This window comes from Alteraurantiacibacter aquimixticola (genome assembly GCF_004965515.1).
Lineage (GTDB): Bacteria > Pseudomonadota > Alphaproteobacteria > Sphingomonadales > Sphingomonadaceae > Alteraurantiacibacter > Alteraurantiacibacter aquimixticola.
This window is the reverse complement of record NZ_SSHH01000001.1, coordinates 1,088,297-1,112,583: the sequence shown is the minus strand read 5'-3', so window position 1 is coordinate 1,112,583 and position 24,287 is coordinate 1,088,297. Positions and strand designations below refer to the sequence as shown.

The 24,287-nt window shown below is 64.6% G+C and carries 25 protein-coding genes; 12 read left to right on the top strand and 13 right to left on the bottom strand.

Annotation, left to right across the window (positions count from 1 at the left end; all coding sequences use genetic code 11):
• Positions 1-28: 28 nt before the first annotated feature.
• The 5 genes from E5222_RS05055 to E5222_RS05035 are packed head-to-tail and all read left to right on the top strand — an operon-like array spanning position 29 to position 4,039.
• Entirely contained in the window at positions 29-1,114 is a 1,086-nt protein-coding gene (locus E5222_RS05055; protein WP_246021544.1) for a PQQ-dependent sugar dehydrogenase, read from the top strand.
• Positions 1,115-1,169: 55 nt separating this feature from the next.
• The gene (locus E5222_RS05050; protein ID WP_136692603.1) at positions 1,170-1,688 is read left to right on the top strand and encodes a GNAT family N-acetyltransferase; all 519 of its coding nucleotides are present in this window, start codon (positions 1,170-1,172) and stop codon (positions 1,686-1,688) included.
• Positions 1,689-1,710: 22 nt separating this feature from the next.
• Positions 1,711-2,259: a DUF1285 domain-containing protein gene (locus tag E5222_RS05045; RefSeq protein WP_136692602.1), complete on the top strand. Its 549-nt coding sequence runs from the start codon at positions 1,711-1,713 to the stop codon at positions 2,257-2,259.
• Positions 2,256-2,855, top strand: coding sequence for a CoA pyrophosphatase (locus E5222_RS05040; RefSeq protein ID WP_136692601.1), 600 nt, complete (start codon positions 2,256-2,258; stop codon positions 2,853-2,855). The genes E5222_RS05045 and E5222_RS05040 overlap by 4 nt, the downstream gene beginning before the upstream one ends.
• Complete coding sequence (locus E5222_RS05035) at positions 2,852-4,039, top strand: CCA tRNA nucleotidyltransferase (protein WP_136692600.1); 1,188 nt, start codon at positions 2,852-2,854, stop codon at positions 4,037-4,039. The genes E5222_RS05040 and E5222_RS05035 overlap by 4 nt, the downstream gene beginning before the upstream one ends.
• Position 4,040: 1 nt before the next feature.
• On the opposite strand, the gene E5222_RS05030 is transcribed toward E5222_RS05035, so the two are convergent.
• Complete coding sequence (locus E5222_RS05030; protein ID WP_136692599.1) at positions 4,041-4,625, bottom strand: hypothetical protein; 585 nt, start codon at positions 4,623-4,625, stop codon at positions 4,041-4,043.
• 344 nt (positions 4,626-4,969) lie between these two features.
• Between E5222_RS05030 and E5222_RS05025 the strand changes: the two genes are divergently transcribed.
• Together E5222_RS05025 and E5222_RS05020 are read left to right on the top strand one after the other, a co-directional pair.
• Complete coding sequence (locus E5222_RS05025; RefSeq protein WP_136692598.1) at positions 4,970-6,379, top strand: DEAD/DEAH box helicase; 1,410 nt, start codon at positions 4,970-4,972, stop codon at positions 6,377-6,379.
• A 206-nt stretch (positions 6,380-6,585) separates the two neighbouring features.
• Positions 6,586-7,089 carry a hypothetical protein gene (locus E5222_RS05020; protein WP_136692597.1) on the top strand — a complete coding sequence of 168 codons (504 nt, stop codon included), beginning with the start codon at positions 6,586-6,588 and terminating at the stop codon, positions 7,087-7,089.
• A 231-nt stretch (positions 7,090-7,320) separates the two neighbouring features.
• On the opposite strand, the gene parC is transcribed toward E5222_RS05020, so the two are convergent.
• Positions 7,321-9,630 carry a DNA topoisomerase IV subunit A gene (parC, locus tag E5222_RS05015; RefSeq protein WP_136692596.1) on the bottom strand — a complete coding sequence of 770 codons (2,310 nt, stop codon included), beginning with the start codon at positions 9,628-9,630 and terminating at the stop codon, positions 7,321-7,323.
• A gap of 104 nt (positions 9,631-9,734) precedes the next feature.
• Here parC and E5222_RS05010 point away from each other — a divergent pair, with 104 nt between their 5' ends.
• Positions 9,735-10,283 (top strand): type 1 glutamine amidotransferase domain-containing protein, encoded by a 549-nt coding sequence (locus tag E5222_RS05010; RefSeq protein WP_136692595.1) that lies wholly within the window; start codon positions 9,735-9,737, stop codon positions 10,281-10,283.
• A 90-nt stretch (positions 10,284-10,373) separates the two neighbouring features.
• Here E5222_RS05010 and E5222_RS05005 read toward each other — a convergent pair whose 3' ends face one another.
• From E5222_RS05005 to E5222_RS04985, 5 genes are all read right to left on the bottom strand, one after another.
• On the bottom strand, positions 10,374-11,660 hold the full coding sequence (locus E5222_RS05005) for a class I SAM-dependent methyltransferase (RefSeq protein ID WP_136692594.1): 1,287 nt from the start codon (positions 11,658-11,660) through the stop codon (positions 10,374-10,376).
• 107 nt (positions 11,661-11,767) lie between these two features.
• Positions 11,768-12,886, bottom strand: a complete 1,119-nt coding sequence (locus tag E5222_RS05000) for a hypothetical protein (protein ID WP_136692593.1) — start codon at positions 12,884-12,886, stop codon at positions 11,768-11,770.
• Positions 12,887-12,912: 26 nt separating this feature from the next.
• On the bottom strand, positions 12,913-13,239 hold the full coding sequence (locus E5222_RS04995) for a 2Fe-2S iron-sulfur cluster-binding protein (RefSeq protein ID WP_136692592.1): 327 nt from the start codon (positions 13,237-13,239) through the stop codon (positions 12,913-12,915).
• A 5-nt stretch (positions 13,240-13,244) separates the two neighbouring features.
• Positions 13,245-14,324, bottom strand: coding sequence for a cysteine desulfurase family protein (locus E5222_RS04990; protein WP_136692591.1), 1,080 nt, complete (start codon positions 14,322-14,324; stop codon positions 13,245-13,247).
• A gap of 102 nt (positions 14,325-14,426) precedes the next feature.
• Positions 14,427-15,479: a cysteine desulfurase family protein gene (locus tag E5222_RS04985; RefSeq protein WP_136692590.1), complete on the bottom strand. Its 1,053-nt coding sequence runs from the start codon at positions 15,477-15,479 to the stop codon at positions 14,427-14,429.
• A gap of 99 nt (positions 15,480-15,578) precedes the next feature.
• On the opposite strand from E5222_RS04985, the gene E5222_RS04980 reads away from it, so the two are divergent.
• Together E5222_RS04980 and E5222_RS04975 are read left to right on the top strand one after the other, a co-directional pair.
• Complete coding sequence (locus E5222_RS04980) at positions 15,579-16,235, top strand: alpha/beta hydrolase (RefSeq protein ID WP_136692589.1); 657 nt, start codon at positions 15,579-15,581, stop codon at positions 16,233-16,235.
• A 212-nt stretch (positions 16,236-16,447) separates the two neighbouring features.
• Positions 16,448-17,134, top strand: coding sequence for an energy transducer TonB (locus E5222_RS04975; RefSeq protein ID WP_169053487.1), 687 nt, complete (start codon positions 16,448-16,450; stop codon positions 17,132-17,134).
• 48 nt (positions 17,135-17,182) lie between these two features.
• On the opposite strand, the gene E5222_RS04970 is transcribed toward E5222_RS04975, so the two are convergent.
• Positions 17,183-17,410, bottom strand: a complete 228-nt coding sequence (locus E5222_RS04970) for a hypothetical protein (protein ID WP_136692587.1) — start codon at positions 17,408-17,410, stop codon at positions 17,183-17,185.
• A gap of 47 nt (positions 17,411-17,457) precedes the next feature.
• The gene (locus tag E5222_RS04965) at positions 17,458-18,117 is read right to left on the bottom strand and encodes a hypothetical protein (protein ID WP_136692586.1); all 660 of its coding nucleotides are present in this window, start codon (positions 18,115-18,117) and stop codon (positions 17,458-17,460) included.
• Positions 18,118-18,338: 221 nt separating this feature from the next.
• On the opposite strand from E5222_RS04965, the gene E5222_RS16510 reads away from it, so the two are divergent.
• On the top strand, positions 18,339-18,500 hold the full coding sequence (locus E5222_RS16510) for a hypothetical protein (RefSeq protein ID WP_169053486.1): 162 nt from the start codon (positions 18,339-18,341) through the stop codon (positions 18,498-18,500).
• A 106-nt stretch (positions 18,501-18,606) separates the two neighbouring features.
• Positions 18,607-20,442, top strand: coding sequence for a DUF885 domain-containing protein (locus E5222_RS04960; protein ID WP_136692585.1), 1,836 nt, complete (start codon positions 18,607-18,609; stop codon positions 20,440-20,442).
• 667 nt (positions 20,443-21,109) lie between these two features.
• On the opposite strand, the gene E5222_RS04955 is transcribed toward E5222_RS04960, so the two are convergent.
• The 4 genes from E5222_RS04955 to E5222_RS04940 form a co-directional block, all read right to left on the bottom strand.
• On the bottom strand, positions 21,110-21,679 hold the full coding sequence (locus tag E5222_RS04955) for a DUF937 domain-containing protein (protein WP_136692584.1): 570 nt from the start codon (positions 21,677-21,679) through the stop codon (positions 21,110-21,112).
• Positions 21,680-21,731: 52 nt separating this feature from the next.
• Positions 21,732-22,094, bottom strand: coding sequence for a hypothetical protein (locus E5222_RS04950; protein ID WP_136692583.1), 363 nt, complete (start codon positions 22,092-22,094; stop codon positions 21,732-21,734).
• A gap of 62 nt (positions 22,095-22,156) precedes the next feature.
• Positions 22,157-22,606 carry a hypothetical protein gene (locus E5222_RS04945; RefSeq protein WP_136692582.1) on the bottom strand — a complete coding sequence of 150 codons (450 nt, stop codon included), beginning with the start codon at positions 22,604-22,606 and terminating at the stop codon, positions 22,157-22,159.
• Between the two features lie 50 nt (positions 22,607-22,656).
• Positions 22,657-24,267, bottom strand: coding sequence for a phosphoenolpyruvate carboxykinase (locus tag E5222_RS04940; RefSeq protein ID WP_136692581.1), 1,611 nt, complete (start codon positions 24,265-24,267; stop codon positions 22,657-22,659).
• Positions 24,268-24,287 lie beyond the last annotated feature (20 nt).

Sequence of the window (24,287 nt, the reverse complement as noted above, 5' to 3'; positions counted from 1 at the left end):
TGGGGAAAGCGTCGCAATTCCCGCGCCGATGGCGGGCACGGCCGTCGAGCTTGAGGAAGGTTCGCCCTTCCTCGCCGAGGCCTATATCGACCTCGACGAAGGCTGGGGCATCGCGATCGAGCCGACCACCGGCAACCTGCTGATCACCGAGAAGGGCGGCACGGCCAAGTATTTCAATCCCGCTACCGGCACCACACTGGAAGTGAACGGCCTTCCCGAAGTCGCCTATGGCGGCCAGGGCGGCCTGGGCGACGTGGCCTTCGCACCCGATTATGCGGAAAGCGGCACCGTCTATCTCAGCTGGGCCAAGGCCGATGAAGGCGAAGCGCGCCGCGCCGTGGCCGGCAAGGGCACTTTCGCCTGTGACGAGGCGGCCTGCACCATCTCCGGCCTGACCGAGATCTGGCAGCAGGATCCGGCAATCGAAAGCTTCGGCCATTTCAGCCACAAGATCGCCTTCTCGCCTGACGGGCAACACCTGTTCATCACCAGCGGCGACCGCATGCAGCAGGACCCGGCGCAGGACCTGTCGAACAATCTCGGCAAGGTGCTGCGCCTCAATCTCGACGGCACGCCCGCTGCGGGCAATCCGTTCGAGGCAGAGGGCGGCGTCACCAGCCAGATCTGGTCCTATGGCCAGCGCAACCTGCTGGGCATCGATTTCGATGCCGGCGGGCAGCTGTGGACGATCGAGCACGGACCTGCTGGCGGCGATGAGCTCAACATGGTGGAGCCGGGCAACAATTATGGCTGGCCGGTCCGCTCCAACGGCGACAATTACGATGGCCGCGACATTCCCGACCACACCGAGGATGACGGCTTCGTGAAGCCCGCCATCTTCTGGAACCCGGTGATCGCGCCGGGCGACATGGTCTTCTATTCGGGCGAGATGTTCCCCGATTGGGAAGGCCAGCTGCTGGTCGCCAATCTCGGCACCATGACCATCGCACGCATTGCCACCGATGCCGCGACCGGCACCGCGACGGAGGAAGCACGCTACGCCTTCCCGCAGCGCCTGCGCGATATCGCCGTGGCGGCCGACGGTTCGCTGTGGGTGGTGGAAGACACGCCCGATGGCCGCCTGCTGCGCCTGACCGCCGCTTCTGCGGAATAGGTAACGGCTGAAACAATTGCATGGAGGCGCGCCGGTCCCTATCGGCGCGCCTTCCATGACACCTGATACCGCCACGCTGATTCCCCTCGAAGGGGTCGATCCCGCCATGATCGAGCAATTGCTCGACCGTGCATTCGGGCCTGAACGGCGCCAGCGCACGGCATACATGCTGCGCGAAGGCGTGGACTGGCTCCCCGCCCTCAGCTTCGCCGCGCTCGATGCGGACGAGATGCTGGTGGGGACGATCCAGGCCTGGCCCGTCGCGCTCACCGATCCGCAGGGCCGCCCGCATCCGTTGATCATGGTCGGCCCCGTTGCCGTACTGCCCGAGCATCAGAATGAGGGCTTCGGCCATGCGCTGATGCTGGCGCAGGCAGGCGCGATGGACCCGCGTGCGGCGATCCCGCAATTCCTGATCGGTGACGCGCCCTATTACGGCAAGTTCGGCTTCACCGCCGATCACACCACAGGCTGGCAATGCCCCGGCCCGTGGGCACCGGAACGGCTGCTGGTGCGCACGGACAATCCGGCGGTTCTGCCCCGCGAAGGCATGCTGGGGCCTTGGAAGTCCTGATCTGACCTGTCATCTGTGGCGCATGCCTTATGAAGCGCCGCCCCAGCTTGCCGACATGTCGCTCGCCGATATTGCCCGGGCGCTGGAGGAACGCCGCCTCCCTCCCATCGAAAAGTGGAACCCGACCGAAACGCTCGATAGCAAGATGCGCATCGCGGCGGACGGCACATGGTTCCATGAGGGCAGCCCAATCTCTCGCGCGGCCATGGTGCGCGCCTTTTCCACCCTGCTGGTGCGTGAGGAGGATGGCAGCCACGCGCTGCTGACCCCGCAATGCCGCCAGACGATCAAGGTGGAGGACGCTGCCTTCGTCGCGGTGGATGTGCAAAGAAAAGGCGATGCCCTCGCCTTCCGCCTCAACACCGACGACCTCGTGCTGGCCGGGCCTGATAACCCGCTGCAAGCGCGCGGAGATGCGGAAGTACCCGCGATCTACCTCAAGGTCCGCCACGGGACGGAGGCGCGCGTGAACCGCTCGACATGGCTGCAACTGGTCGACCTTGCCGAGGACTTGGACGGCGTGCCCCGGGTCTCCAGCCAGGGCGCAACATTCCCGCTGGTCCCGCAATGAGCCCGCTGTTCGAGCGGGTGAGCGTGCTGTTCGAACAGACGCATCATGTCGGCCTCAAGGGCCTGCATGACGATGGCCGCTTTATCCCCGAACGCGTACGGCCCGCCGCCGTGCTGATCGCGGTGACCGACCGCAGCGAGCCGGGCGTGATCCTCACCCATCGCCCAAAGACCATGGCCAGCCATCCCGGCCAGGTCGCCTTCCCCGGCGGCAAGCTGGAGGCGGGCGAAACCCCTATCGAGGCGGCGCTGCGCGAGGCGGAGGAGGAGCTGTCCATCACTCCATCGCATGTCAGCGTGGTGGGCGAGGCGGCGCGCTTTGCCACCGGTTCGGGCTATGAAGTGACCCCGGTGCTCGGCGTGGTGCCCTCCGACCTGCCGATCGTCCCCGATCCGCGCGAGGTCGACAGCTGGTTCGAGGCGCCGCTCCGCTTCGTGCTCGATCCCGCCAATCACGAGCACAAGGTCGGCCTCTTCCGCGGGCATCAGCGGCCCTATATCGAGATCAACTGGAACGGCCACCGCATCTGGGGCATTACCGCAGGCATCCTCAGCAACCTCTCTCACCGCCTCGCCTTCCAGGACCTTCTTCCATGAGTACTGCCCTGCCCGAAACCGACTGGAACCAGCGGGAGGACCTCGTCCAGCTGGTCAAGGCGCTGGGCAGCGGGAAGGTCCGCTGGGTCGGCGGCTCGGTGCGCGATACGCTGATGGGTCACCCGGAGGATGTCGCCGATGTCGATGCGGCGACCCCGCATTTGCCGGAAAAGGTGATCGAGCTGTGCAACGCGGCGGGCATCCGCACCGTCCCCACCGGGATCGACCACGGCACCGTCACCGCCATCCTGCCGCACGGCAATGTCGAGATCACCACTTTGCGCAAGGACGTCTCCACCGATGGCCGCCGCGCGACGGTGGAATATGCGGACGACTGGAAGGACGACGCCGCAAGGCGCGATTTCACCATCAACGCGCTCTATGCCGATCCCGAGACGCTGGAGGTCTTCGACTATTTCGCCGGCATGCTCCACATTCAGGAACGGCGGGTAAAGTTCATCGGCGATGCGCGCGAGCGTATCCGCGAGGACCACCTGCGTATCCTCAGGTACTTCCGCTTCCAGGCGCGCTTCGGCTGCAAGGTCGACCGCGAGGCGGAGGAAGCCTGCCAGGAACTGGCAGAAACGCTGAAAGGCATCAGCCGCGAGCGCGTGGCGATGGAATTGCTGAACCTCCTCGGCCTGCCCGATCCGGTCCATGCGATGACCCGCATGTGCACCTTGGGCGTGCTGAAAGTCGTGCTGCCCGAAAGCTGCGGCGATGCGGAGATCATGCGGCTCGAAGGCCTGCTTGAAAGCGAGGATTGCGTCGATTGCGAGATCGAACCCTTCGCCATGCGCCGCCTCGCCGCGCTCCTTCCCGCCGACCGTGAGGTGGCGGAAAAGGTCGCCGCGCGGCTCAAGCTGTCGAGGGACCAGCGCAAATATCTCGGCTGTGTGGCCGAGCGGTCGGACAGCGATGCGGACAACCCGCACGCCCTCGCCTACCGTGTGGGCCGCGAATGCGCGCGCGACCGGTTGCTGATTGCCCGCAAGGACCCTACCCCGGTGCTCGACTGGGAAATCCCGATCCTGCCGCTGAAAGGCGGCGAGATCGTCCAGCGCGGCGTGGGCGCCGGACCGGAGGTCGCGCGCATCCTGCAGGCGGTGGAGCAACGCTGGGTCGACGAAGGCTTCCCCGACAGGGCGCGGGTGGAGGAACTGCTGGGCGAGGAGCTGGCTTAGGTCAGGGTTTCCCGCCCGCGTCATCATACAATGCAGCCATATAGTCAAAGCCCAGCATGGGTTGCCTCACCGGGATGATCGCAGCCTTCCTCGTCCAAACATACTTTGGCGGATCATCGGCTGCATCAGATAGCGCGACATAGCCGAGGTCATCCAAAATCCCATAAATCGCCAAGATCTCTTCGCGCAAATGGGAATTGCGTTGGTTGAAGTGCGGACCGGCATCGGCAAGTGCACCAATGAGGTTATAAGCATCGCACAGCTGTCCGGTGAGCAAAGCCACGACATTGTCGATGTCGATACCCTTCTCGTAATCGGCATCGATTGCATCGTCGAGGTCATCCAGAGGAACTTGAAGCCGTGCGCACAGGCAGTCTCCACTCATCAGGCCGCGATCGATGAGATACTCATGCGCTACCTGATCCCAGCTGTTCGGCGAATAGAAGTCGTAGTGACCATCCTCCAAACGGACATGCCCTATCTTGGCAGCCTTGACCAATTCGAGCCCACCGGTCCAAATCAAGACAGCATGCACTAACGCGCGGTAAAGCGTTTTTTCGGCATCTTGGCGGCTCTGGTTTGCCAATTCGATTCTCCAGTGAACCTTCGGAGAATAGCAGCACGATCCAAACAATAGATGACTGAGTGACCTGACGGCTATCAAACGCCGTGTGATCTGCCGTATCCCCGCACTCACGCAATTTACTTGCTTGTCAGCGAAACGTCTCTATATGCCGCCGCGACCGGCGCGAATTCGTCGCGCGTTTCGGATGCGAGCGTGAGCCTGCCCATTTCCAACGGGGCAAGGACCGGCTCCGGATTAGCGGTCAACCTGCCAAAGCTTCCCGTGTCACGCTTGGGTCGCCGAAAAGGCCCCAATTTGCGCCCGGAATCCATCCGCGGCGCCCGTGACTGACGAAAGAATTACACATGTCCTATTTTTCCGATCTCGGCCTCGCCGAGCCTATCCTGCGCGCGCTTGAGGAAAAGGGGTATAACGACCCCACGCCGATCCAGCGCCAGGCCATCCCCGCCCTCCTCGAAGGGCGCGACATCCTGGGCATCGCGCAGACCGGCACCGGCAAGACCGCTGCCTTCTCGCTGCCCTCGCTCCACCGCCTCGCGCAGAACCCTACGGGCCGTTACCCGCAGGGCTGCCGCATGCTGGTGCTTTCCCCCACGCGTGAGCTGGCGGCGCAGATCGCCGACAATATGCGCCTCTATGCCCGCTTCCTGAACCTGTCGGTCCAGTGCATCTTCGGCGGCGTTCCGGTGTCCAAGAACATCAATGCCATGCGCAAGGGTGCCGATATCCTCGTCGCCACGCCCGGCCGCCTGCTCGACCTGATCGAACAGCGCGCGCTGACGCTGGATCATGTCGAGATCTTCGTGCTGGACGAAGCCGACCAGATGATGGACCTCGGCTTCATCAAGCCGCTGACGCGCATCGCCAACCTGCTGCCGAAAAATCGCCAGAGCCTGTTCTTCTCTGCCACCATGCCGAGCGAGATCGCCAAGCTGGGCGAGAAGTTCATCAGCAATCCGGTGAAGGTGGAAGTCGCCCCGCAATCGACCACGGCGGAGCGGGTGGACCAGTATGTCACCCATATCGACCAGAAGGAGAAGCAGGCGCTTCTCACCCTGACCCTGCAGAAGGGCCTGGCGACCGGCGAGATCGAGAGCAGCCTGGTCTTCACCCGCACCAAGCATGGCGCGGACCGCGTGGTGCGCTTCCTCGTTGCCGCAGGCATCGAGGCTGCGGCGATCCATGGCAACAAGTCGCAGGCGCAGCGCACCCGCGCGCTCGACGGCTTCCGCGCCGGCCGCATCGCGGTGCTGGTGGCGACCGATATCGCCGCGCGCGGCATCGACGTGCCGGGCGTATCCGCCGTGTTCAACTTCGAGATCCCCAATGTGCCGGAGCAATATGTGCACCGCATCGGCCGCACCGCGCGTGCGGGCCGCAGCGGCCTTGCCATCAGCTTCGTCGCGCCGGACGAGAAGAGCTATATGCGCGACATCTGCCGCCTCACCGGTGTGCAGCCCGCCGCCTATCCGCTGCCCAAGGACTTCATCGCCTTGGCCGAGCGCCTGCCCAAGCCGAGCCGCAAGGCGGCCGGGGCTGAACACTCCGAAGAGCGCCGCGAGGGTCGCGGCGGCGGCGGCCGTGGAGGCCGTAGCGGAGGCAATGGCGGTGGTTCGAACCGTCGCCAGCGTGGCCGCAACAGCCGTCCGAAGAAGGATCCCAACGCGACGGTGCAGCCGCGCGGCAATGGCCGTCGCGGTGGCGGCCAGCAGCGCCGTAATCGCGGTTCCAACGCGGCCCGCGCGCAAAGCTGAACCTCACATTTCGGGCCGATCAGGCCTGATTCAGCGGCTTTTTGGCAATTTTACGCCTGACAGCGGGTTGTCACCGGCTGTTTGGGACGATACCCAATGTGCCGAGTTCATACCTCGCTTTCCATTTTGGTCGGTCCTTTTCCGCGTTCGCGGGGTCGGGCTGGCGTAACCTTGAGACCTCAAAAGTTATAAAGGGACCGCTATACATGAAATCTGCAAAATTCCTCGCCGCCGCTGCCGCACTGGTTATTGCTCCCTTCGCCGCGCAGGCACAGGACGTGGGCGCCACGGTGATGGGCAATGACGGCAACGCCATTGGCACCGTGCTTTCGAACGACGGCACCCTTGTCACCGTCGACACCGGCAAGCACCAGGTTCCGCTGGGCGTCGAAATGTTCGGCTCGGACGAAAACGGCCCGACGCTGAACATTGCCAAGGCGCAGCTGGACCAGATGATGGATGACCAGATCGCCGCCGCTACCGCCACACGCGACGCGGCTCTCGTGGTTGGCGCCGAAGTCGTCACCGCCGACCAGCAATCGCTGGGCGCGATCGACGAAATCGACGGCGACAACATCGTCATCATGAGTGCCGATGAATCCAAGTTCACCCTGCCGCGCGAACTGCTGGCAGTGGATGCCAATGGCAGCCTGATGGCGCTGGCCAACCACGCCGACATCATGGCTGCACTGGAAGCTGCCGGCGGCTAAGCCAGCTGAGCTGAAACCAGTTACCCGATGGGGCCGGCGGAGCGATCCGCCGGCCCTTTTGCTTCTCGAAGCCGCATCCGCGGCTTCGTCCTCGCTAGACGCGCAGCGGAGCTGCGCCCGCTCCGGTGCGGCCGCGTGGCCTTGCGGTCACTTGCGTGACTGGCTGCCGCGCAGCGAAGCGGAGCGAATAGCACCGAGGACGCGCCCACGCAGGTGGGCGCATGAGACAAACTAGAACTTGTTGTCCTTCGGAAAGCCCGTGGGCGGGAGTCGCCCGGCCGCGCCACGCGCGACCTTCCACATGGCGATCTCGTTCTCGGTCCGCGTACGGTCACCCTTCCCGCCCATGGTCCAGCTGAGGCCGTCCTCCAGCTTCAGCGTTGTCGCATCGGAAAGGCCGCCATCGCGATAGCGTTGCAGCGTCACGCCCTGCCCGCGCGTCATCACCGGCATCTCGTCCAGCGCGAAGACCACCAGCTTGCGGTTCTCGCCGACCACGGCGACGTGGTCATGCTCCGGGGCAACCGCGCGGACCACGGACAGTTTCGCATCGCCCTTCAAATTCGCCACCTGCCGGCCCTTGCGCGTCTCTGCCAGCAGCTCGTCCGTCACGGCGACGAAGCCCTTGCCGATGGTGGAGGCGAGGAGGAGCTGCTTGTCCTTCTCATGCACCACCATGGCCACGATCTGCGCGCTCGCCTCGATATCGAGCGTGTTGCGCACCGGCTCCCCGAAACCGCGTGCACTGGGCAGCTTGTCCGCCCCCAGCGTGAAGAAGCGCCCGTCATCGCCTGCGAGCAGGATCTTGTCGGTCGTCTGGCAATGGACCGCGTAAGCCGCCTCATCGCCTTCCTTGTACTTGAAATCGCCGCAGCCATCCTCGCCCAGGTCGACATGGCCCTTGGCGGCACGGACCCAGCCCTTCTTGGAGAGGATCACCGTCACCGGCTCCTTCTCGATCATGGCGTCCATGCTGAATTCCACCGTGGGGGCGGCTTCCTCGATCCGCGTACGGCGCGCGCCGATCGCGGTATCCTCGGCATATTCCTTGCGCAGCGCGGCAAGGTCACGCTTCAGGCGCGTGCGCTGGCGGGCCGGGCTGTCGAGCAGCTTCTGCAGCTCGTCCTGCTCCTTCAGCAGGTCGTCCTTTTCCTGCCGCAGCTGCATTTCCTCCAGCTTGCGCAAGCTGCGCAGCCGCATGTTGAGGATCGCCTCTGCCTGCCGGTCGGTGAGGTTGAATTCCTTCATCATCACCGGCTTGGGCTCATCCTCGGTGCGGATGATCTCGATCACCCGGTCGAGGTTGAGGAAGGCGATGATATAGCCTTCGACCAGCTCCAGCCGCGCGGCGATCTTGTCCAGACGGTGCTGCGTGCGGCGCTGCAGGATCTCGATCTGGCTGTGGATCCACTTCTGCAGCAGCTCCTTCAGCCCCATCACCATCGGCGTGCGCCCGGCACCGCCAGAGGCATCGAGCACGTTGAGGTTGAGGCCGAAGCGCGTCTCGAGGTCGGTCAGCTTGTAGAGCGACTCTTTCAGCAGCTCGGGATCGACATTGCGGCTGCGCGGGATGAGGACGATGCGGATCTGCTCGTCGCTCTCATCGCGCACGTCCTCAAGGATCGGCAGCTTCTTGTCGGAAATCGCCTGCGCGATCTGTTCGATCAGCTTGCCCTTGGGCACCTGGTAGGGGATTTCGGAGATGACCAGCTGCCAGCCGCCGCCCTTCTGGCGCTCGATCCCGGCGTCGCGATCCTCTTCCTTCTCCGCCTCCGCGGCATAGAAGCGGCCGCGCACGCGGAAGCTGCCGCGCCCGGTCTCATAAGCCTGCGAGATTGCATCGGCGCTGTCGACGATCAGGCCGCCGGTCGCGAAGTCCGGCCCCTTGAAGACGCCCATCAGCTCTTCATGGGTGACGTCCTTGTTGAACAGCACCAGCTCCGCCGCATCGACGATCTCGGCGACATTGTGGCTGGGAATGCTGGTAGCCATGCCCACGGCGATGCCGCTGGCGCCATTGGCGAGCAGGTTGGGGAAGATGCCGGGGACGATCTCCGGCTCCTCTTCCTCGCCATTATAGGTCGGGATGAAATCGACCGTGCCTTCGTCCAGCCCCTCCATCAGGGTCATGGCCGTGCGCGTCAGGCGGCATTCGGTGTAGCGGTATGCGGCGGCATTATCGCCGTCGATATTGCCGAAGTTGCCCTGCCCTTCGACCAGCGGATAGCGCAGTGTGAAAGGCTGGGCGAGACGGACCATCGCGTCATAGACCGCCACGTCGCCATGGGGGTGGTACTTGCCGATCACGTCGCCCACGACGCGGGCCGATTTCTTGAAGGCGCTGTCATGCGTCAGCTTCATCGCGCGCATCGCCCACAGCAGGCGGCGATGGACCGGCTTCAGCCCGTCGCGCAGGTCCGGCAGCGAGCGGGCGGTGATGGTGGAGAGCGCATAGACCAGATAACGCTCCGACAGGGCGCTTTCGAAAGGTTCTGCAATGATCCCGTCCTCGGGACGCTGATCGTCTTCAATGGTCGACATGCCATTCGCCCTATCACCGGCACGGCTCACGGGACAGCGTGGAACCTCCAGCTTTCCCCATAAGTTGAAGGGGTAATCACCAATTCGACGAAAGGAGCTTTCCCATGCCCCGCCGTATCCTGATTATCGCGACCGACGGCTTCGAACAGTCGGAACTCACCGGACCGCGCAGCCGCCTCGAACAGGCAGGTCACACCACCATCATCGCCAGCCCCGAATCGGGCAAGATCAAGGGCTGGAACAAGGACGATTGGGGTGACGAGGTCAAAGTGGGCATGAAGCTGGAAGATGCCGAAGCCAAGGACTTCGACGCGTTGCTGCTGCCCGGCGGCCAGATGAACCCGGACAGGCTGCGCCTGGAACGCAAGGTGCCGCAGATCATCCGCGACTTCCTGGACCAGGGCAAGCCGGTCGCCGCCATTTGCCACGCCCCGTGGCTGCTGGCCGAAGCCGGCGTTATCGCGGGCAAGACGGTCACCGCCTGGCCCTCGATCCGCAAGGACCTCGCCAACGCTGGCGCGAATGTGATCGACAATAAGGTCGTGGTTGACGGCAAAATCATCACCAGCCGCATGCCGGATGATATCCCCGCCTTCTCCGACGCGCTGCTGAGGGCGCTGGAAGACCAGCTGGAGCTGCCGGAACCCGCCTGATTGTCCCTCGGTGATCCGGTCAATGGACGGGCTGCACGATAGAAGGCTCTGTCTCCTTGGGAGGCAGGGCCTTCTTTGTGCAGTTCCGCCTCAGGGAGCCGCCACCTCGGCCGCCAGCGAGAGGACCGTGTCGGGCGAGAGCTCGCCCGTCAGTGCATATGCAAAGGGGCCGACTTCCCAATAGGCTACCGAACGCCGGTCCCTCTTTTCAAGCAGGGGCAGCTTCTCGGCGGGAGTCTCCGCACGCGTCGCGAACAGCGAGACCAGCTGGCCATCGCCCGTCACCGCAACCAGGGCCAGCGCGGTGCCCAGATCGGAAGGGTAGACCTGCACATCGGTGACGCGCCATGCAGGCGGCAACGCGGGCAGGTCGATGCCCGTCGTGCGCCGGATTTCCGTCCTGTCGAGATGCGAGGTCTCGACCTGCGAGGCCATTCTCTGCCGTGTCAGGCTGGCGGAGAAGGAGGCATCGGCCTCGTCCACGATCGTGCTCGCATGGGCCGGTTCGGACAGGCCGCCCAGCACATCGTTTCCGATCCACCCTGTGGCCATCAGCGCCAGCATCGCCGCGGCCCGCCGCCAATGCGACCTGCGCTGCGGCTTGCGTTGCGGGAACGGCAGGATGGTGGCGCTGCTCGCCTTGCGTCCGACAAGCGTGCCCTTCGTGCTGCCCGCGACAAGCTGGAAATCGATCTGCGGCCAGCGCTTGCGCCAGCGCGACGCGACCACGCGTTCGCCTGGGCGGGCGCCGTCGTCGAGCAACACGATCGCACCGGGCGAAAGCCTGTCGAACAGGCATTCGGCTGCGCCGCGGACATAGGGATGGACGGACCAGGGCGGCCCGTCGATGATCAGCAGGTCGATCTGCTCGGGCACATGGTCCAGCCGGTACCAGCCGCCCGGCCAGCCCGGCACTTGCGCACCCAGCGGGGCATGGCTGACATGTGCGGACGCGCCTTCCTCGTGAAGCCACTCCTCGACAGAATGGGCAAAAGCACCGTGCTGGTCGTAGCTGTAGAGGCGTCCACCGCCGTTTAGCTGCAGCGCACGGGCACACACCAGCGAAGAGGCCCCAGCACCAAGTTCCACTACTGTTGCAGGCTGCAACTCCTCTACCGCATCGACGATGCGATGGAGGAAACCGGTATCCGCCTTCCAGCTACCGAGATGTGGCAGCGCATCGTCTTCAAGGCCCACGCGGGAGAGCAGGCGGCGCTTGTCCGCCTTCGTCCCGCCCCACAGGCTGTAGAGCAGCCAAGGCCAGCCAATGGCACCAAATGCCAGGCGATACAGCATGTCGGAGAGACCCGTGGCGGGCAGCGCGAAGCCAGAATCGTGTGCTAGCGCGCGCAGAGGCGTCGTCTGGCGGGAGGTCATACGATTTTTCCGGAGACTCCAGAGAGGATATGCCTCGCGAATAGTTCCCTCTCCGCGCGCGCGCCAGCGATTTCAGACGGAGGCTTACGGCAATGCGACAAGCTGCATCACCCGTTGCGCGTCACCACATAGCTTTCGTCGTTGAACCACAGCGCGCCGTGTTTCTGCAGCACGGCGCGCGTGGCGTCGAGATAGGCGGAGCTGGTCATCGCCTCTGCCAGCCGCTCATCCTCGATCTGCGCCACGTAGGTCGCGGCGTTCCATGCGGCGAGCAGGGTGGAGGTGCCGATGCGCGTGTCCTGCGCCTCGATCTCGTCCGGCAACGTATGCATGTGATAGCGGAACAAGGCCTCGCGATCGGGCAGCGGATCGAAGGTATAATTCGCTGCCTCCTCGCCTAAAGCCTCACGCGTGGCGTCGAGCAATTCGCGGCGGTGCGCCGTAAAGGGGTTCTCCTCCGGCCAGACCTCCTGGACGATCTCCAGCCCCGGATCGCCGCCCGCCGAATGGATGCCGAGCAGCCGCCCGCCTACTCGTAGAGCGCGCGCCATCGGGGCCATCACCCGCGCTGCCTTGAAGCGCGTTTCGGCCCGCAGGCGGAAGGGCTGGCTGGCCAGCACGAGGTCGAAATCGGCCACCGCCTCCCCCTCGCGCGGGATCACCGCATCGAGCAGGAAGCGGCAATCCTTGCGGTAGAGCACCAGCACCGTGGGCACTTCGGGCACCAGCACGCCGCTCTTCTCGCTCACTTTCGTGCGCCAGTGTTCGCCCAGGAAATCCTGCAATTCGTGGATCTGCCGTTCGAAATCCGCCGCCGTCGCCCCTTCCAGCGCAACCGATTTCCATACCACCGGCGCCCCTTTGCGCGATGTCAGCCAGGGCGCATCGGCATAGGGCAGGTTCGTCACCGCCAGCACCGTCTCCGGGTGCTCGAAAAAGCGGTCGGGCATCTTGTCCAGCGTGAGGCGGATATCCTCCAGGCTGATCTCCTTCGCCGCGATGTAGAAGGGCAGCCGCTCATATCGCCGGTGCAGCACGCGCAGGAAGCGGGTGAGCACGGTGCCGTCCCCCACCCCCGCATCGAAGAAGCGCAAGGCGGGCGGTTGCGGGCTGATCTGGTCGAGTTCCTGCGCCAGCCTTTGCGCCACCACCCACTTCTCCGAGCAGGTATTGACGAACATCAGGTATTTCTGGCGGTTATCGTAGAACCGGAAGTCCTCTTTCATCGGGCTCTCCCTCCCGATTTCAAAGGCTAGCCTTGCATATCGTGGCTGTCACGCGGGATGCGGACTTCGAGCCCGTCGAGTTCCTCGGTCAGCAGGATCTGGCAGGACAGGCGACTGGTGGCGTGGAGGTCTGCGGCAAGGTCCAGCATGTCCTCCTCATCCTCCGATGCTTCGGGCAATTTGCCGAACCAGTCCTTCGCCACGATCACGTGGCAGGTGGAGCAGGCCATCTGCCCTTCGCAGGTCCCTTCCAGCGGCATGCCGGCGGCCTGGGCGACTTCCAGCAGACGGTCGCCGGGGCTGGCCTCGGCTTCCGACTTTTCGCCGTCGCGATTGATGAAATGGACCTTGATCGGACTTATCCTTGCTGCACTGCAGCACTGGTAATGGATTTTGCCGCCGCTTCAAGCTCTTCCATCGTGGTGTAGCGCCCGAAGCCGAGACGGATGGAGCTTTTGGCACGCGCGTCGGTCAGGCCGATGGCGCGCAGCACGTGGCTCGGGCGGCCCGAGCCGCTGGCGCAGGCGGATCCGGCGGAGAACATCACCTCGCGGCAATCGCTCATCAGCCGGGCCACATCGAGGCCGTCGCGGCGGAGGTTGAGATTGCCATGCCAGCGGGCAACGGCGGAGCCGTTGAGCTCCCACCCCTCGAACAAGTCCAGCGCGCGGTTCCATAGCGCTTCGACGTGTTCGGCGTCCTCTGCCATCCGCTCCTTCGCCACTTGCGCAGCCGCGCCGAAGCCGGCGATCAGCGCAGGGCTGAGCGTGCCCGAGCGCAGGCCTTGCTCCTGCCCGCCGCCGGTGATTTGCGGATCGAGCTCCAGCCCGTCGCGCACCCACAGCGCGCCGACGCCCTTGGGTCCGTACAGCTTGTGCGCGGAGAGGGCAATCATGTCGGCGGAGGTCACCTCCACTTTCCCCGCCGCCTGCACCGCATCGCAGAGGTAGAGCGCATTCGCCGCCTTGGCGTTGCGGTGCCAGTCGAGCGTGGACTGGATCGTGCCTATCTCATTGTTCACCTGCATCACGCAGATAAGGCGCACGTCCTCGGGCAGCTTCTGCGCGGTGTTGCACAGGCCGTCGGCATCGACTTCCAGCTCATGCAGCTGGCCGAGCGCGCGGGCGGTGTCGAGCACGGCTGCATGTTCGATGGCGCTGGCCGCGATGCCGCCGCCCTGCCCCCGATCGCTACCGCGCATGGCAAGGTTGATCGCCTCAGTCGCGCTTCCGGTGAAGATCACCCTGCCACCCGGCGGCAGCAGCGCAGCCACCCGCTCGCGCGCCAGCTCGATCGCGGCGGCGGCCATGCGGCCCATGCGATGCGGGCTGTGCGGATTGCCGAAGCCGGTCCCCTCCGGCCCGTCGAGCCATTGCAACATCGCCTCGCGCGCTTCGGGGGCGAGCGGGGTCGTGGCCTGATAATCGAGATAGATCATGTTTGCCCTATAGCGTCATTGCGAGCGAAACGAAGCAATCCACGGCGTCGCGCACAACCACCCTGGATTGCCGCGCCGCCTTGCGGCTCCTCGAAATGACGTTCAGGCAAGGCCGCGCCAAGCCTCGGCAAAGGCGGCCACATCCTCAGGCGTAGTATTCCACCCAATGCTCACCCGGATAACCCGCGCGGCGAGGTCATCGTCCAGCCCCATCGCCTTGAGCACATGGCTGGTCTTCATCGTACCCGAAGAGCAAGCGCTGCCCTGCGACACCGCAAAGCCCGCCATGTCGAGCCGCATCACCTGCGCGCTGGCGGACATGGAGGGCATGGCCATGGCGGCGATATTCGCGGTCGGATCGGACAGAAGGTCGCCCAGCCACACGCCGCCAGCATCGCGCACCACCGCTGCCAGCGGATCGAGCGAGGCGGAGCTGTAGCTCTCGCCGCAAGCCTCCAGCGCCGCAGCCATGCCCAGCGCGCCGGGCAGGTTCTCCGTCCCGCGACGATATCCGCGCTCATGCCCGCCAACCGGTTCCAGCATCGCATAATCCTTCACCAGCAAGGCCCCGATACCGATCGGTCCGCCGAACTTGTGCGCGGAGATCACCGCCATGTCGCAAACCGGAAGTGCCATCTTGCCCGCACCCTGCGCGCAATCGGCGAGCAACAACCCGCCCGCCTCGCGCACCATGTCCGCAACGGATGTGAGGTCCTGCCTATTGCCCGTCTCCGAATTGACCTGCTGCACCGCCACCAGCGGCGTCTCGCGCTGCACAGCCTCTGCCAGCACCTCCATGTCGAGCGCACCGTCGCTGCGCACCGGCAGCCGCTCCGCATCGGGCACCGTGCCGAGCACGCAGTCATGCTCCACCGCACCCACCAGCCGCGCCCCGGCCTTGGCACGCGTCAAGGCAAGCGCCGCCGCCTCACTCGCCCCGCTGGTAAAGATCACTTCACCCTCCCAGCCCAGCGCCGCTTTCACCCTCGCGCGGGCATCCTCCAGCGCGGCCCGCGCCTTCCTTCCCTCGGCATGCGGGGAGGACGGATTGGCCCAGATGGCGAAGCCTTCATCCATCGCCGCTTTCGCCTCCGGGCGCAGCGGGCTGGTGGCGGCGTGATCGAGATAGATGCGGCTTGTGATGGCAGGGTCCATGGAACAATTGCGAAAAGGAAAGAAATTCCTATATAGCCCCCGACTTCCACCGCGCCAGCCGTGCGCGGGACCCACATTGCTTTGAAGGCACTCGCTACCATGCCGCACGTCATCTTTCCCGGCCCCGAAGGCCGTCTCGAAGGCCGTTTCTCTCCCGGTCCGCGTCCGCGCGCGCCCGTCGCCATGATCCTGCACCCGCATTCGCAGGGCGGCGGCACCATGAACGACCGCATCGTGCAGATGCTGTACAAGAACTTCGTCGACCGCGGCTTTGCCACCTTGCGCTTCAATTTCCGCGGCGTGGGCAAGAGCCAGGGCAGCTTCGACAACGGCATCGGCGAGCTTTCCGATGCCGCAGCCGCGCTCGACTGGGTGCAGTCGATCCATCCCGAAGCGCAGACCACCTGGGTGGCAGGCGTCAGTTTCGGTGCGCTGATCGGCATGCAGCTGCTGATGCGCCGTCCGGAAATCCGCGGATTCATCTCCATCGCCCCGCCCGCGAACCTCTACGACTTCAGCTTCCTGGCCCCCTGCCCGGCCAGCGGCATCTTCATCCAGGGCACGGCGGACACGGTGGTGCAGCCCGCCAGTGTTCAGAAGCTGGTCGACAAGCTGCGCACGCAGAAGCACATCACCATCCACCATGACGAGATTCCGCGCGCTAACCACTTCTTCGAAACGGAGATGAACGAGTTGAAGGCCTCGGTGGACAATTACCTCGATTTCCGTCTGGACCCGGCCTGCCCGATCACCTGATCCGGCCCGGATTTCCGCGGTTTACCGCATATCACACCCCTTCGCATCCACCGATGCGGAGGGGTTTTTCATTGGGGGCTTGTATCAAATTGTCGCAGGATGTAATGTTACATTGTCACACGCAATGACGCCGTAAGCGATGCAGCCCGAAACCGGGTGGTCCCGACGGACCGCACAGACATCGCACCGGATGGGAAAAGGAGAGAATGCCGATGGCCTATACCGACACCCAGCACACGCATAAGCGCCTGGCCGGACTGACCGGCGTGGCGTTGGTCCATATCGCCCTTGCCATGGGCCTCGCCGCGGGCCTGACGATCAAATACACGCAGGCCCCGCCAGAGCCGCGGCTCAAGGGCACCAATGTGAAGTTCGAGATACCTCCTCCCCCGCCTGTGGAGGAAGACATTCCCGAACCGACACCCGCCTCCGACACGGCCGATACGACGCCGTCGGTTCCGGATACGATCATCGACCTCGCGCACAACGCCGACTTCGATGTCGATCTCGACCTGCTGCCGATTCCCCACGTGCCTAGGGTGGACACAAGCGTGTTGGAAAGGGGAAATTTGCGCCTGCCCGATCCGCCGCCGACCTTCACCCCGCGCGATCCAATCCCGCGCAACGGCCCGCGCGGCTGGCTCAGCAATGCCGACTATCCGCGCCGGGCATTGCAGCGCGGCTGGGAGGGCGACCTCACCTATGCGCTGGCCGTGGGCAAGGATGGCAAGGTGGACGATTGCCGCGTCATCAGCTCGACCGGGCATGACATCCTCGACAGCACCGCCTGCGACGTCATCACAAGCAAGGCGCGCTTCGACCCCGCGACCGACCGCACGGGCGCGGAAGTCGGCGGCACCTATCGCGGCACCGTGACCTGGATGATCCCGGAGGATTGACGAACCGGCGGCTGCCGGGTCGCAGCGCTGATTACAGCGAACAGTGTCTCAGCCGCCGGGGGCGGTGTCGTTGGCAGCATCGGCACCGCTTCCGGCGGTTTCCTCCAGCGGGCCGCCGGGAATGGTCCACACCAGCACATTGGCCAGCATCACCAGCGACAGGATCGCCATCAGCATCGCCTGCCGGTCCTGCCCGCGCTTCTTCCAGAGATACCACGCCCCGCCCATCAGGGCGAAAGCGGCGAGCACGGTGATCGAGAGGATGAGATCGAACATTGGGCCTCGGTAGCGTGGGAGGGCGCGGGTTGCCAGAAGGGCGGCGCTCAGCGCGTCAGTTCATCGACATCTTCTTGGTCCAAACGGTCGTGCAGCAATTGACGCCCGCACCACTTCGAGACGTCGGCAAAGCCTTCGAGGCTGATCCGTTTCGTCCGATGGACGATCTCTGGATCGTCTCCGCCGGTATACTCCTCGTAGCTGTAGCCCAGCTCGAAATATCGGGATTCCAGCAACTCGTTTGTTAGGAACACGAATGGCAGCCACGGGTGGTCACTCTCCCGGCGAACCATAAGCAGAGGAATGTCGAACGTTAGTACGATCACATCCTCTCCGCGCTGCATGGGCCCGTAAAGGCGCCACGGCATCCGTGTAACCTGATAGCGCTTGCGCCCTAAACGCACCATGTTGATCGTGAGGCCTGGCCGTTGCTCGGACTCATCCCTGAAGAAAGCCCAGGTTGATGGCATTTGAGCGGACTCGTGCGGTCTGGCTTGTATCAGCACTGCACCGGGCGTGCTTATTCGGCATTGGTATTGCGGGCCAAAACTATATCCCTCGTCAAAATAAGCGGCTGTGCCGGTCCACTGCCCAGACTGGTATTCACCGAGCACATTCTCGTCCAAGTCGTAGAACCATCCATCCTGCGCCGCTACGGGCGACGCGGCTAGCATCGTTGCGCTCAAAAAAAGCACCTTGGTTTTCATGTTCTCCTCCCGCGTAGAAGGCCGAAAATACCTCTCGCGGTCTTGCAAGGCCGTTAATCGAGCCGCCCAGCTTCACGCCCCATCCGTGCGTCGCTGCAACTGCTCCGCCACCCATCGCGCTTAACCCGGTCCTAACCAAACCTCGCAACTCCAGCTTAACCAGCCGGGCGCACTCCATCGTAACTATGGCCCCGTTGTGGAGGCCATTGATGGAGGTCCATATGGGCTCGTTTTTCCTGATTATCGCCATTGCCGGAATGATCGGTCTTATCATGTTTCCGCATTCCAAGAATCGCTGGGAAAACCTCTATCGCCGGGGGAGCGCGGCCACCGCTTTCGGTGTGGGACTGTTCGGATCGGTCTTCATGCTGTTGCAGGTCTGAGCCGTCGCTTCGGGGCAGGCGATCGGAGGGAGCGGGTGAAGGATTGGCGGGGTTGGACTGACAGGGCCGGATTGACAGCAACGGTTGCAACGGTAACCACTGCACCATGACATTCCCCTTCGACAATCGCTTCACCCGCCGCCAGGCGCTCGGCACATTCGCCGGGGCCGCGGCTTTCCTCACCCTTCCCGCCTGCCGCGCATCGGGACCGAGCGCGGCCGAGGCCGATGCGACGCTCGACGATATCGCCTGGCGCCTGCTGGCGCATGAGCCGGAGCGGGCGACGACTTTGGGCGTGGATGTGGGCGAACATGCCGCCCTGCGCGGCGCGCTGGAGGACCTCTCCGCCGCCGGGCAGCAAGCCTATGCCGAGACATTGCGCGCGGACCTGGAGCTGGTGCGCGCCACCGATACTTCCGCGATGGACGATGCGACACGGAACAGCTTCGCCGTGGTCGAAAGCGCCTATGCCAATGCGCTGGAAGGCTTTGCCCTCCCCTATGGCGATGTCGCGGTCGGCAGCTGGCGCAATGCGCCCTATGTCGTGATCCAGAATGTCGGCACCTATATCGACCTGCCGCGCTATCTCGATTCCGACCACCCGATCGCCAGCTCCGCCGATGCGGAGGCTTACCTTGCGCGCCTCAACCAGATGCCCGCGCAATTGGATGGCGAGCTGGAGCGGATGCAGGCAGCCCATGGCATGGGCGTGGTGCCGCCAGACTTCCTGCTGGCGAAGGCGATCCCGCAGATGGAGGCCTCTTTGGCCGATGCGCGCCAAGGTGGCGGGCTGGTGGAATCGCTGGTGCGGCGCACGGGCGAAGAGGGCATCGATGGAGACTGGCAGGCGCGTGCCGAAGCGATCGTCACCGGCCCCGTCGCCGCAGCGCTCGAACGCCAGCTGGAGGAATTGCGCAAGCAGGCGGCCGAAGCAGGTTCCGATGCCGGCATGTGGGCACGCCCGCGCGGCGATGAATATTACGCATGGGCGCTGAAAGCCTCGACCACCACCGATCTTTCGGCGGACGATATCCACCAGATCGGGCTCGACCAGCTGGAGGAAATCCACGGCCGCATGGACCCGATCCTGCGCGACCTTGGCTATAATGACGGCACGCCCGGCCAGCGGATGGTGGAGCTTTCCAAAGACCCGCGCTTCCAGTTTGCCGAGGGCGACGAGGGCCGGGCGCAGATCATGGAGTTCATCGAGGAACGCATCGACTGGATCCGCGCGCAAATGCCGCGCGCATTCGAGGAGACGGTGACCGCCAATCTCGAAGTCCGCCGCCTGCCGCTGGCCGAGGAGCCGGGCGCGCCCACCGCCTATGGCGGCGCGGGCAGCAAGGATGGCAGCGTGCCGGGCAAGATGTGGATCAATTTGCGCACCACGGACCTGCACCGGAAATATGACATCCCCACCCTCGTCCATCACGAGACGATTCCCGGCCATGTGTGGGAAGGCGAATATTCGAACCAGCTGCCACTGATCCGCTCGATCCTCGCCTTTAATGCCTTCTCCGAAGGCTGGGCACTTTATGCCGAGACTCTGGCGGACGAGCTGGGCGCCTATGACGAGAACCCGGCATGGCGGCTCGGCTATCTGCAGGACCAAGCCTATCGCGCGGCGCGGCTGGTGGTCGATACCGGCATGCATGCGAGGCGGTGGTCGCGGACGCGCGCCAGCGAGTTCTTCCAGACAATGGTCGGCAAGCCCCAGGGCGAGGCGGATAACGAGATCGACCGCTATTGCAGCTGGCCGGGCCAGGCCTGCGGCTACAAGATCGGCCACACCGAAATGCTGCGCCAGCGCGCGCGGGCGCAGGAAGCGCTGGGCGATGCCTATGATTTGCGCGCCTACAACCAGGCCGTGGTGCGCGGCGGCAATGCCCCGCTGGACGTGCTGGCGAACAATGTCAGCGCCTATATCGAAAGCGCCGGCTGATCGGGCATAGGGAAACGTCCGGCGGCGAACCCGGACCTGTGACGCCGTTGGGAGAATTCCAGCAGATCGCGCGACCGGCACGGCGCCGGAATGGCGCGGGCGGGAGTGCGGTGGCGGTTTGCCTTGCTCGTGCGAATGGCGGGGGCGGCGCGCCTGCCACGGCGCTGGAATGATCCCCGCACGGCCCTTGGTTGAAGCGGCTTGAGTCGCGGGATGTGGCGGGCGGGCTCGCAAAGCCCTCCACATCCGCTGCGGCTGAACCACCGCACCTGCGCCGCCCCGGTCCGCCGACTGAGAGCCTGCCTGCTGCGGGCAGGTTGAGACGGCAGTAGCGAGGCAGTCATACCCTTGCCGCTATCCGACATCGGCTTGCCTTGGAGGGGGTTTGACGCCCCGCCCGGGCCCACCGCGCCGGTCGCGATGCAGGCGGCGCCCCAAAGGAACGTCCGCCCGCATGGAAGAGGAACAAGCCGGCCTTGCCCGCTCCCGATCCACCCACGTTCCGGTTGGAACGAGGTGTGCCACATAACCTATTTGGTTATCTTTGTCAAGGATGGAAACCTAAAACAAGAACGGCACCGAGGTTCCGCACCCCGGCGCCGTGTCTGTTCCGTTCGCAGGCGCGCCGATTAAGGCGCCGCCTCGATCCCGTCAGCCTATTCCATGCTCACCGCCGGACCATTCCCGTCACGACCTGCGTCAGGATAGACCCGAGCGCGCCGCCCAATGCGCCGCCGCCACCGCCTGCCGGGGCAGGCGATTGCTGCGAAGGCTGGCCGCCATTCATCATGTAGCCGACCACCGCCATGGCGAGGATCGGCAGCATCTTCTTCAGGATGTCGGAGCTGATGCCGGTCGATCCGGACACTTCCTCCGCCACGCCGCGGCTCACATCCTTGCTGCCGAAGATTTGGCCGAGGATATCGTTGCCCGGCTGGGTCGGCGTCGGATCGCGCTGGAGCACGGCGTCGAGCAATACGCCGCCGAGGCCCCCGGCAAGCGCACCGCCAAGGCCGCCCGATGGCGCCGCGCCGCCGCCAAGCGAACCGGCGAGAATATCGCCCAGTCCGCCAAGACTGCCTGCGCCGGGGGCAGAGGTCGTCTGCCGCCCCATGCCCGCAACGATCGCCGGAAGCAGCGCGCCTGCGCCGATCCTGGCGGTCTGTTCGTCAATGCCAAGCTCGTTGGCCATGCTGATTATCACGCCGCTTTGCTGCAGCACTTGTGACAGGTTCATTGTCGATCCTCTCCGAATGTCCGGTCCGGGCGACCAAACCCGGACCCGGGCATTACTTCTTGCCGAACAGGCCCTTGGCCATGCCGGCGATGTCGTTCAGCGGATTGCCGTCCCCGTCGCGGTCCAGCATGTCGAGGATGCCCTTTGCCTGCGGGTTGTTCTCCAGCATGGAAGCGAAGTGGGTCAGCGACCCCTCGCCACCGATCTGGGTGACAATCGTCGAGAGGATGCCGGCATCGAGGCCGGTCTGCGCGGAAGCCAGTTCCACCGTGTCACCCTGCATCTGGTGCGAACGGCCGAGAGCGGCAATCGCCTTCTCCGCCTGGTCGGGCGAAATGCCGACCTTTTCGGCCAGATTGGCCACATCATCAGGGGCGCCGCCGATACCCTTCAAAACTTGATCGAGAACACTCATCACAATTCTCCTTTCAGCCCCTTCCGATTCGCATCATCTGCCCCGTTAGTCCTTGATGCAAGTCAGACTTCCGCGAGTGGCAGCACATCGGGCTCGACCTGGCCCAGCCGCGCTTCGGGCGAGAACAGCAGCGCTTTCGAATAGAAGCGCAGCGGATAGTCGCGACGCCCCCTTTCGCTGGCGAGCAGGCGGTTGACGCGATCCACCAGCCGCCCTTCCCCATCCTGCGCCAGATGGGCGCGCACGGCGGCGATGGAGAACTGGGTAATCGTCTCGTGATAGCCCTGCGTCGCATCATTCACCCCGCCCTTGCTCTTATTGTAGCGGGCGATGGTGCCGGGCAGGTCGCGCTCGGGCTCGAAATCGGGATGTTCGGCCAGCAGGCAGGTGCAGGCGGCCAGATGCGCCTCATGCGTCCACTCCTCCTTGGGGAGCGAACGGTCGAGCAGGCCGCTGGCGACGCGGCGCACGGCCTCGTCGCTGGCGAAGTAACGGATAGGGTGGTCGGTCATGGAAACTTCCGGGCTTCTTCTTGGAGAGGCCCGGAGGTTTCCGAGCCGGGTCAGGCGGCTTGCGGTGCCGCTTGCCTCACGCTTTCATCGACGTACTCGGCAAATTGCTCGAAATTGTCGACGAAGAGCTGGACCAGGTGCTGCGCCATCGCGTCATAGGCATCCTTGTCCGCCCAGGTGCTGCGCGGATCGAGGATCGTCTGGTCGATGCCCAGTTCCTCCAGCGCGGGAACGAATACCGGCACGTCGAAGCCGAAATTCGGATCCTTGCGATATTCGACGCTGTCCATCTTGCCATCGAGCGCTGCGTTCAGCAGCCCGCGCGTCGCCTTGATCGGCATGCGGTGGCCGGTGCCGTACTTGCCGCCGGTCCAGCCGGTGTTGAACAGCCAGCACTGCGCGTTGCCCTCTGCAATGCGCTTCTTGAGCAGATTGCCGTAAACGCTGGGATGGCGCGGCATGAAGGCTGCACCGAAGCAGGTGGAGAAGGTCGCTTCCGGCTCGGTCACGCCAATCTCGGTGCCCGCCACCTTGGCGGTGTAGCCGGACAGGAAGTGATACATCGCCTGATCGGGCGTGAGGCGCGCGATCGGCGGCATCACGCCGAACGCGTCGGCGGTCAGCATCACGACATTGGACGGCACGGGGCCGAGGTTCTTTTCCGAGGTGTTCGGGATGAAATCGATCGGATAGGCGCCGCGCGTGTTCTCGGTCTTGCTCGTATCGGTGAAATCGATCTCGCGCGTATCCTCGTCCATGGCGACATTTTCGAGGATGGTGCCGAACATCTTCGTGGTTGCGTAGATTTCCGGCTCGCCCTCTGCCGACAGGTCGATCATCTTGGCGTAGCAGCCGCCTTCGAAGTTGAAGACCGCATCGTCCGACCAGCCATGCTCGTCATCGCCGATCAGCGTGCGGCTGGCATCGGCGGACAGCGTGGTCTTGCCGGTGCCGGACAGGCCGAAGAAGATCGCCGTCTTGCCGTCCGCGCCGATATTGGCGGAACAGTGCATCGGCATCACGCCCTGTTCGGGCAGCAGGTAGTTCAAGAGGCCGAACACGCCCTTCTTCATCTCGCCCGAATATTCGGTGTTGCCGATCAGGATCAGCTTCTCGGTCAAATTGACCGCGATCACCGTGTCGCTGCGGCAGCCGTGGCGTTCGGGATCGGCCTTGAAGCTGGGCAGGTTGATGATCGTGTATTCGGGAGCGAAGCTGGCCAGCTCATCCTCGGTCGGGCGCACCAGCAGCGTGCGCACGAACAGGGAGTGCCAGGCCATCTGCGTGATGACGCGCACATTCACGCGATATTCGGGCTGCGAGCCGCCGAACAGGTCGGCCACGTAGAGCTCTTCCTTGCCTTCCAGCTCGGCCATGAAGTCGGCCTTGAGGTTGGCGAAGTGTTCCGGGCTCATCGGCTGGTTGATGGCGCCCCAGTTGATCGTCTCTTCCGTCTTCGCATCGCGGACGACGAACTTGTCCTTCACGCTGCGGCCGGTGAAACGGCCGGTTTCCACTACCAGCGGGCCATGCGCGGCCAGCTTGCCTTCGCCCCGGGCCAGCGCATGTTCTACCAGCGCGGCGGTGCCCAGGTTGGTATGAAGTTTGGCATTGGTGGCAATGCCCTGGTCGGCAAGTGAAACACGAAGCGTCGTCGACACTGACAGGGTCTCCCTGTGGG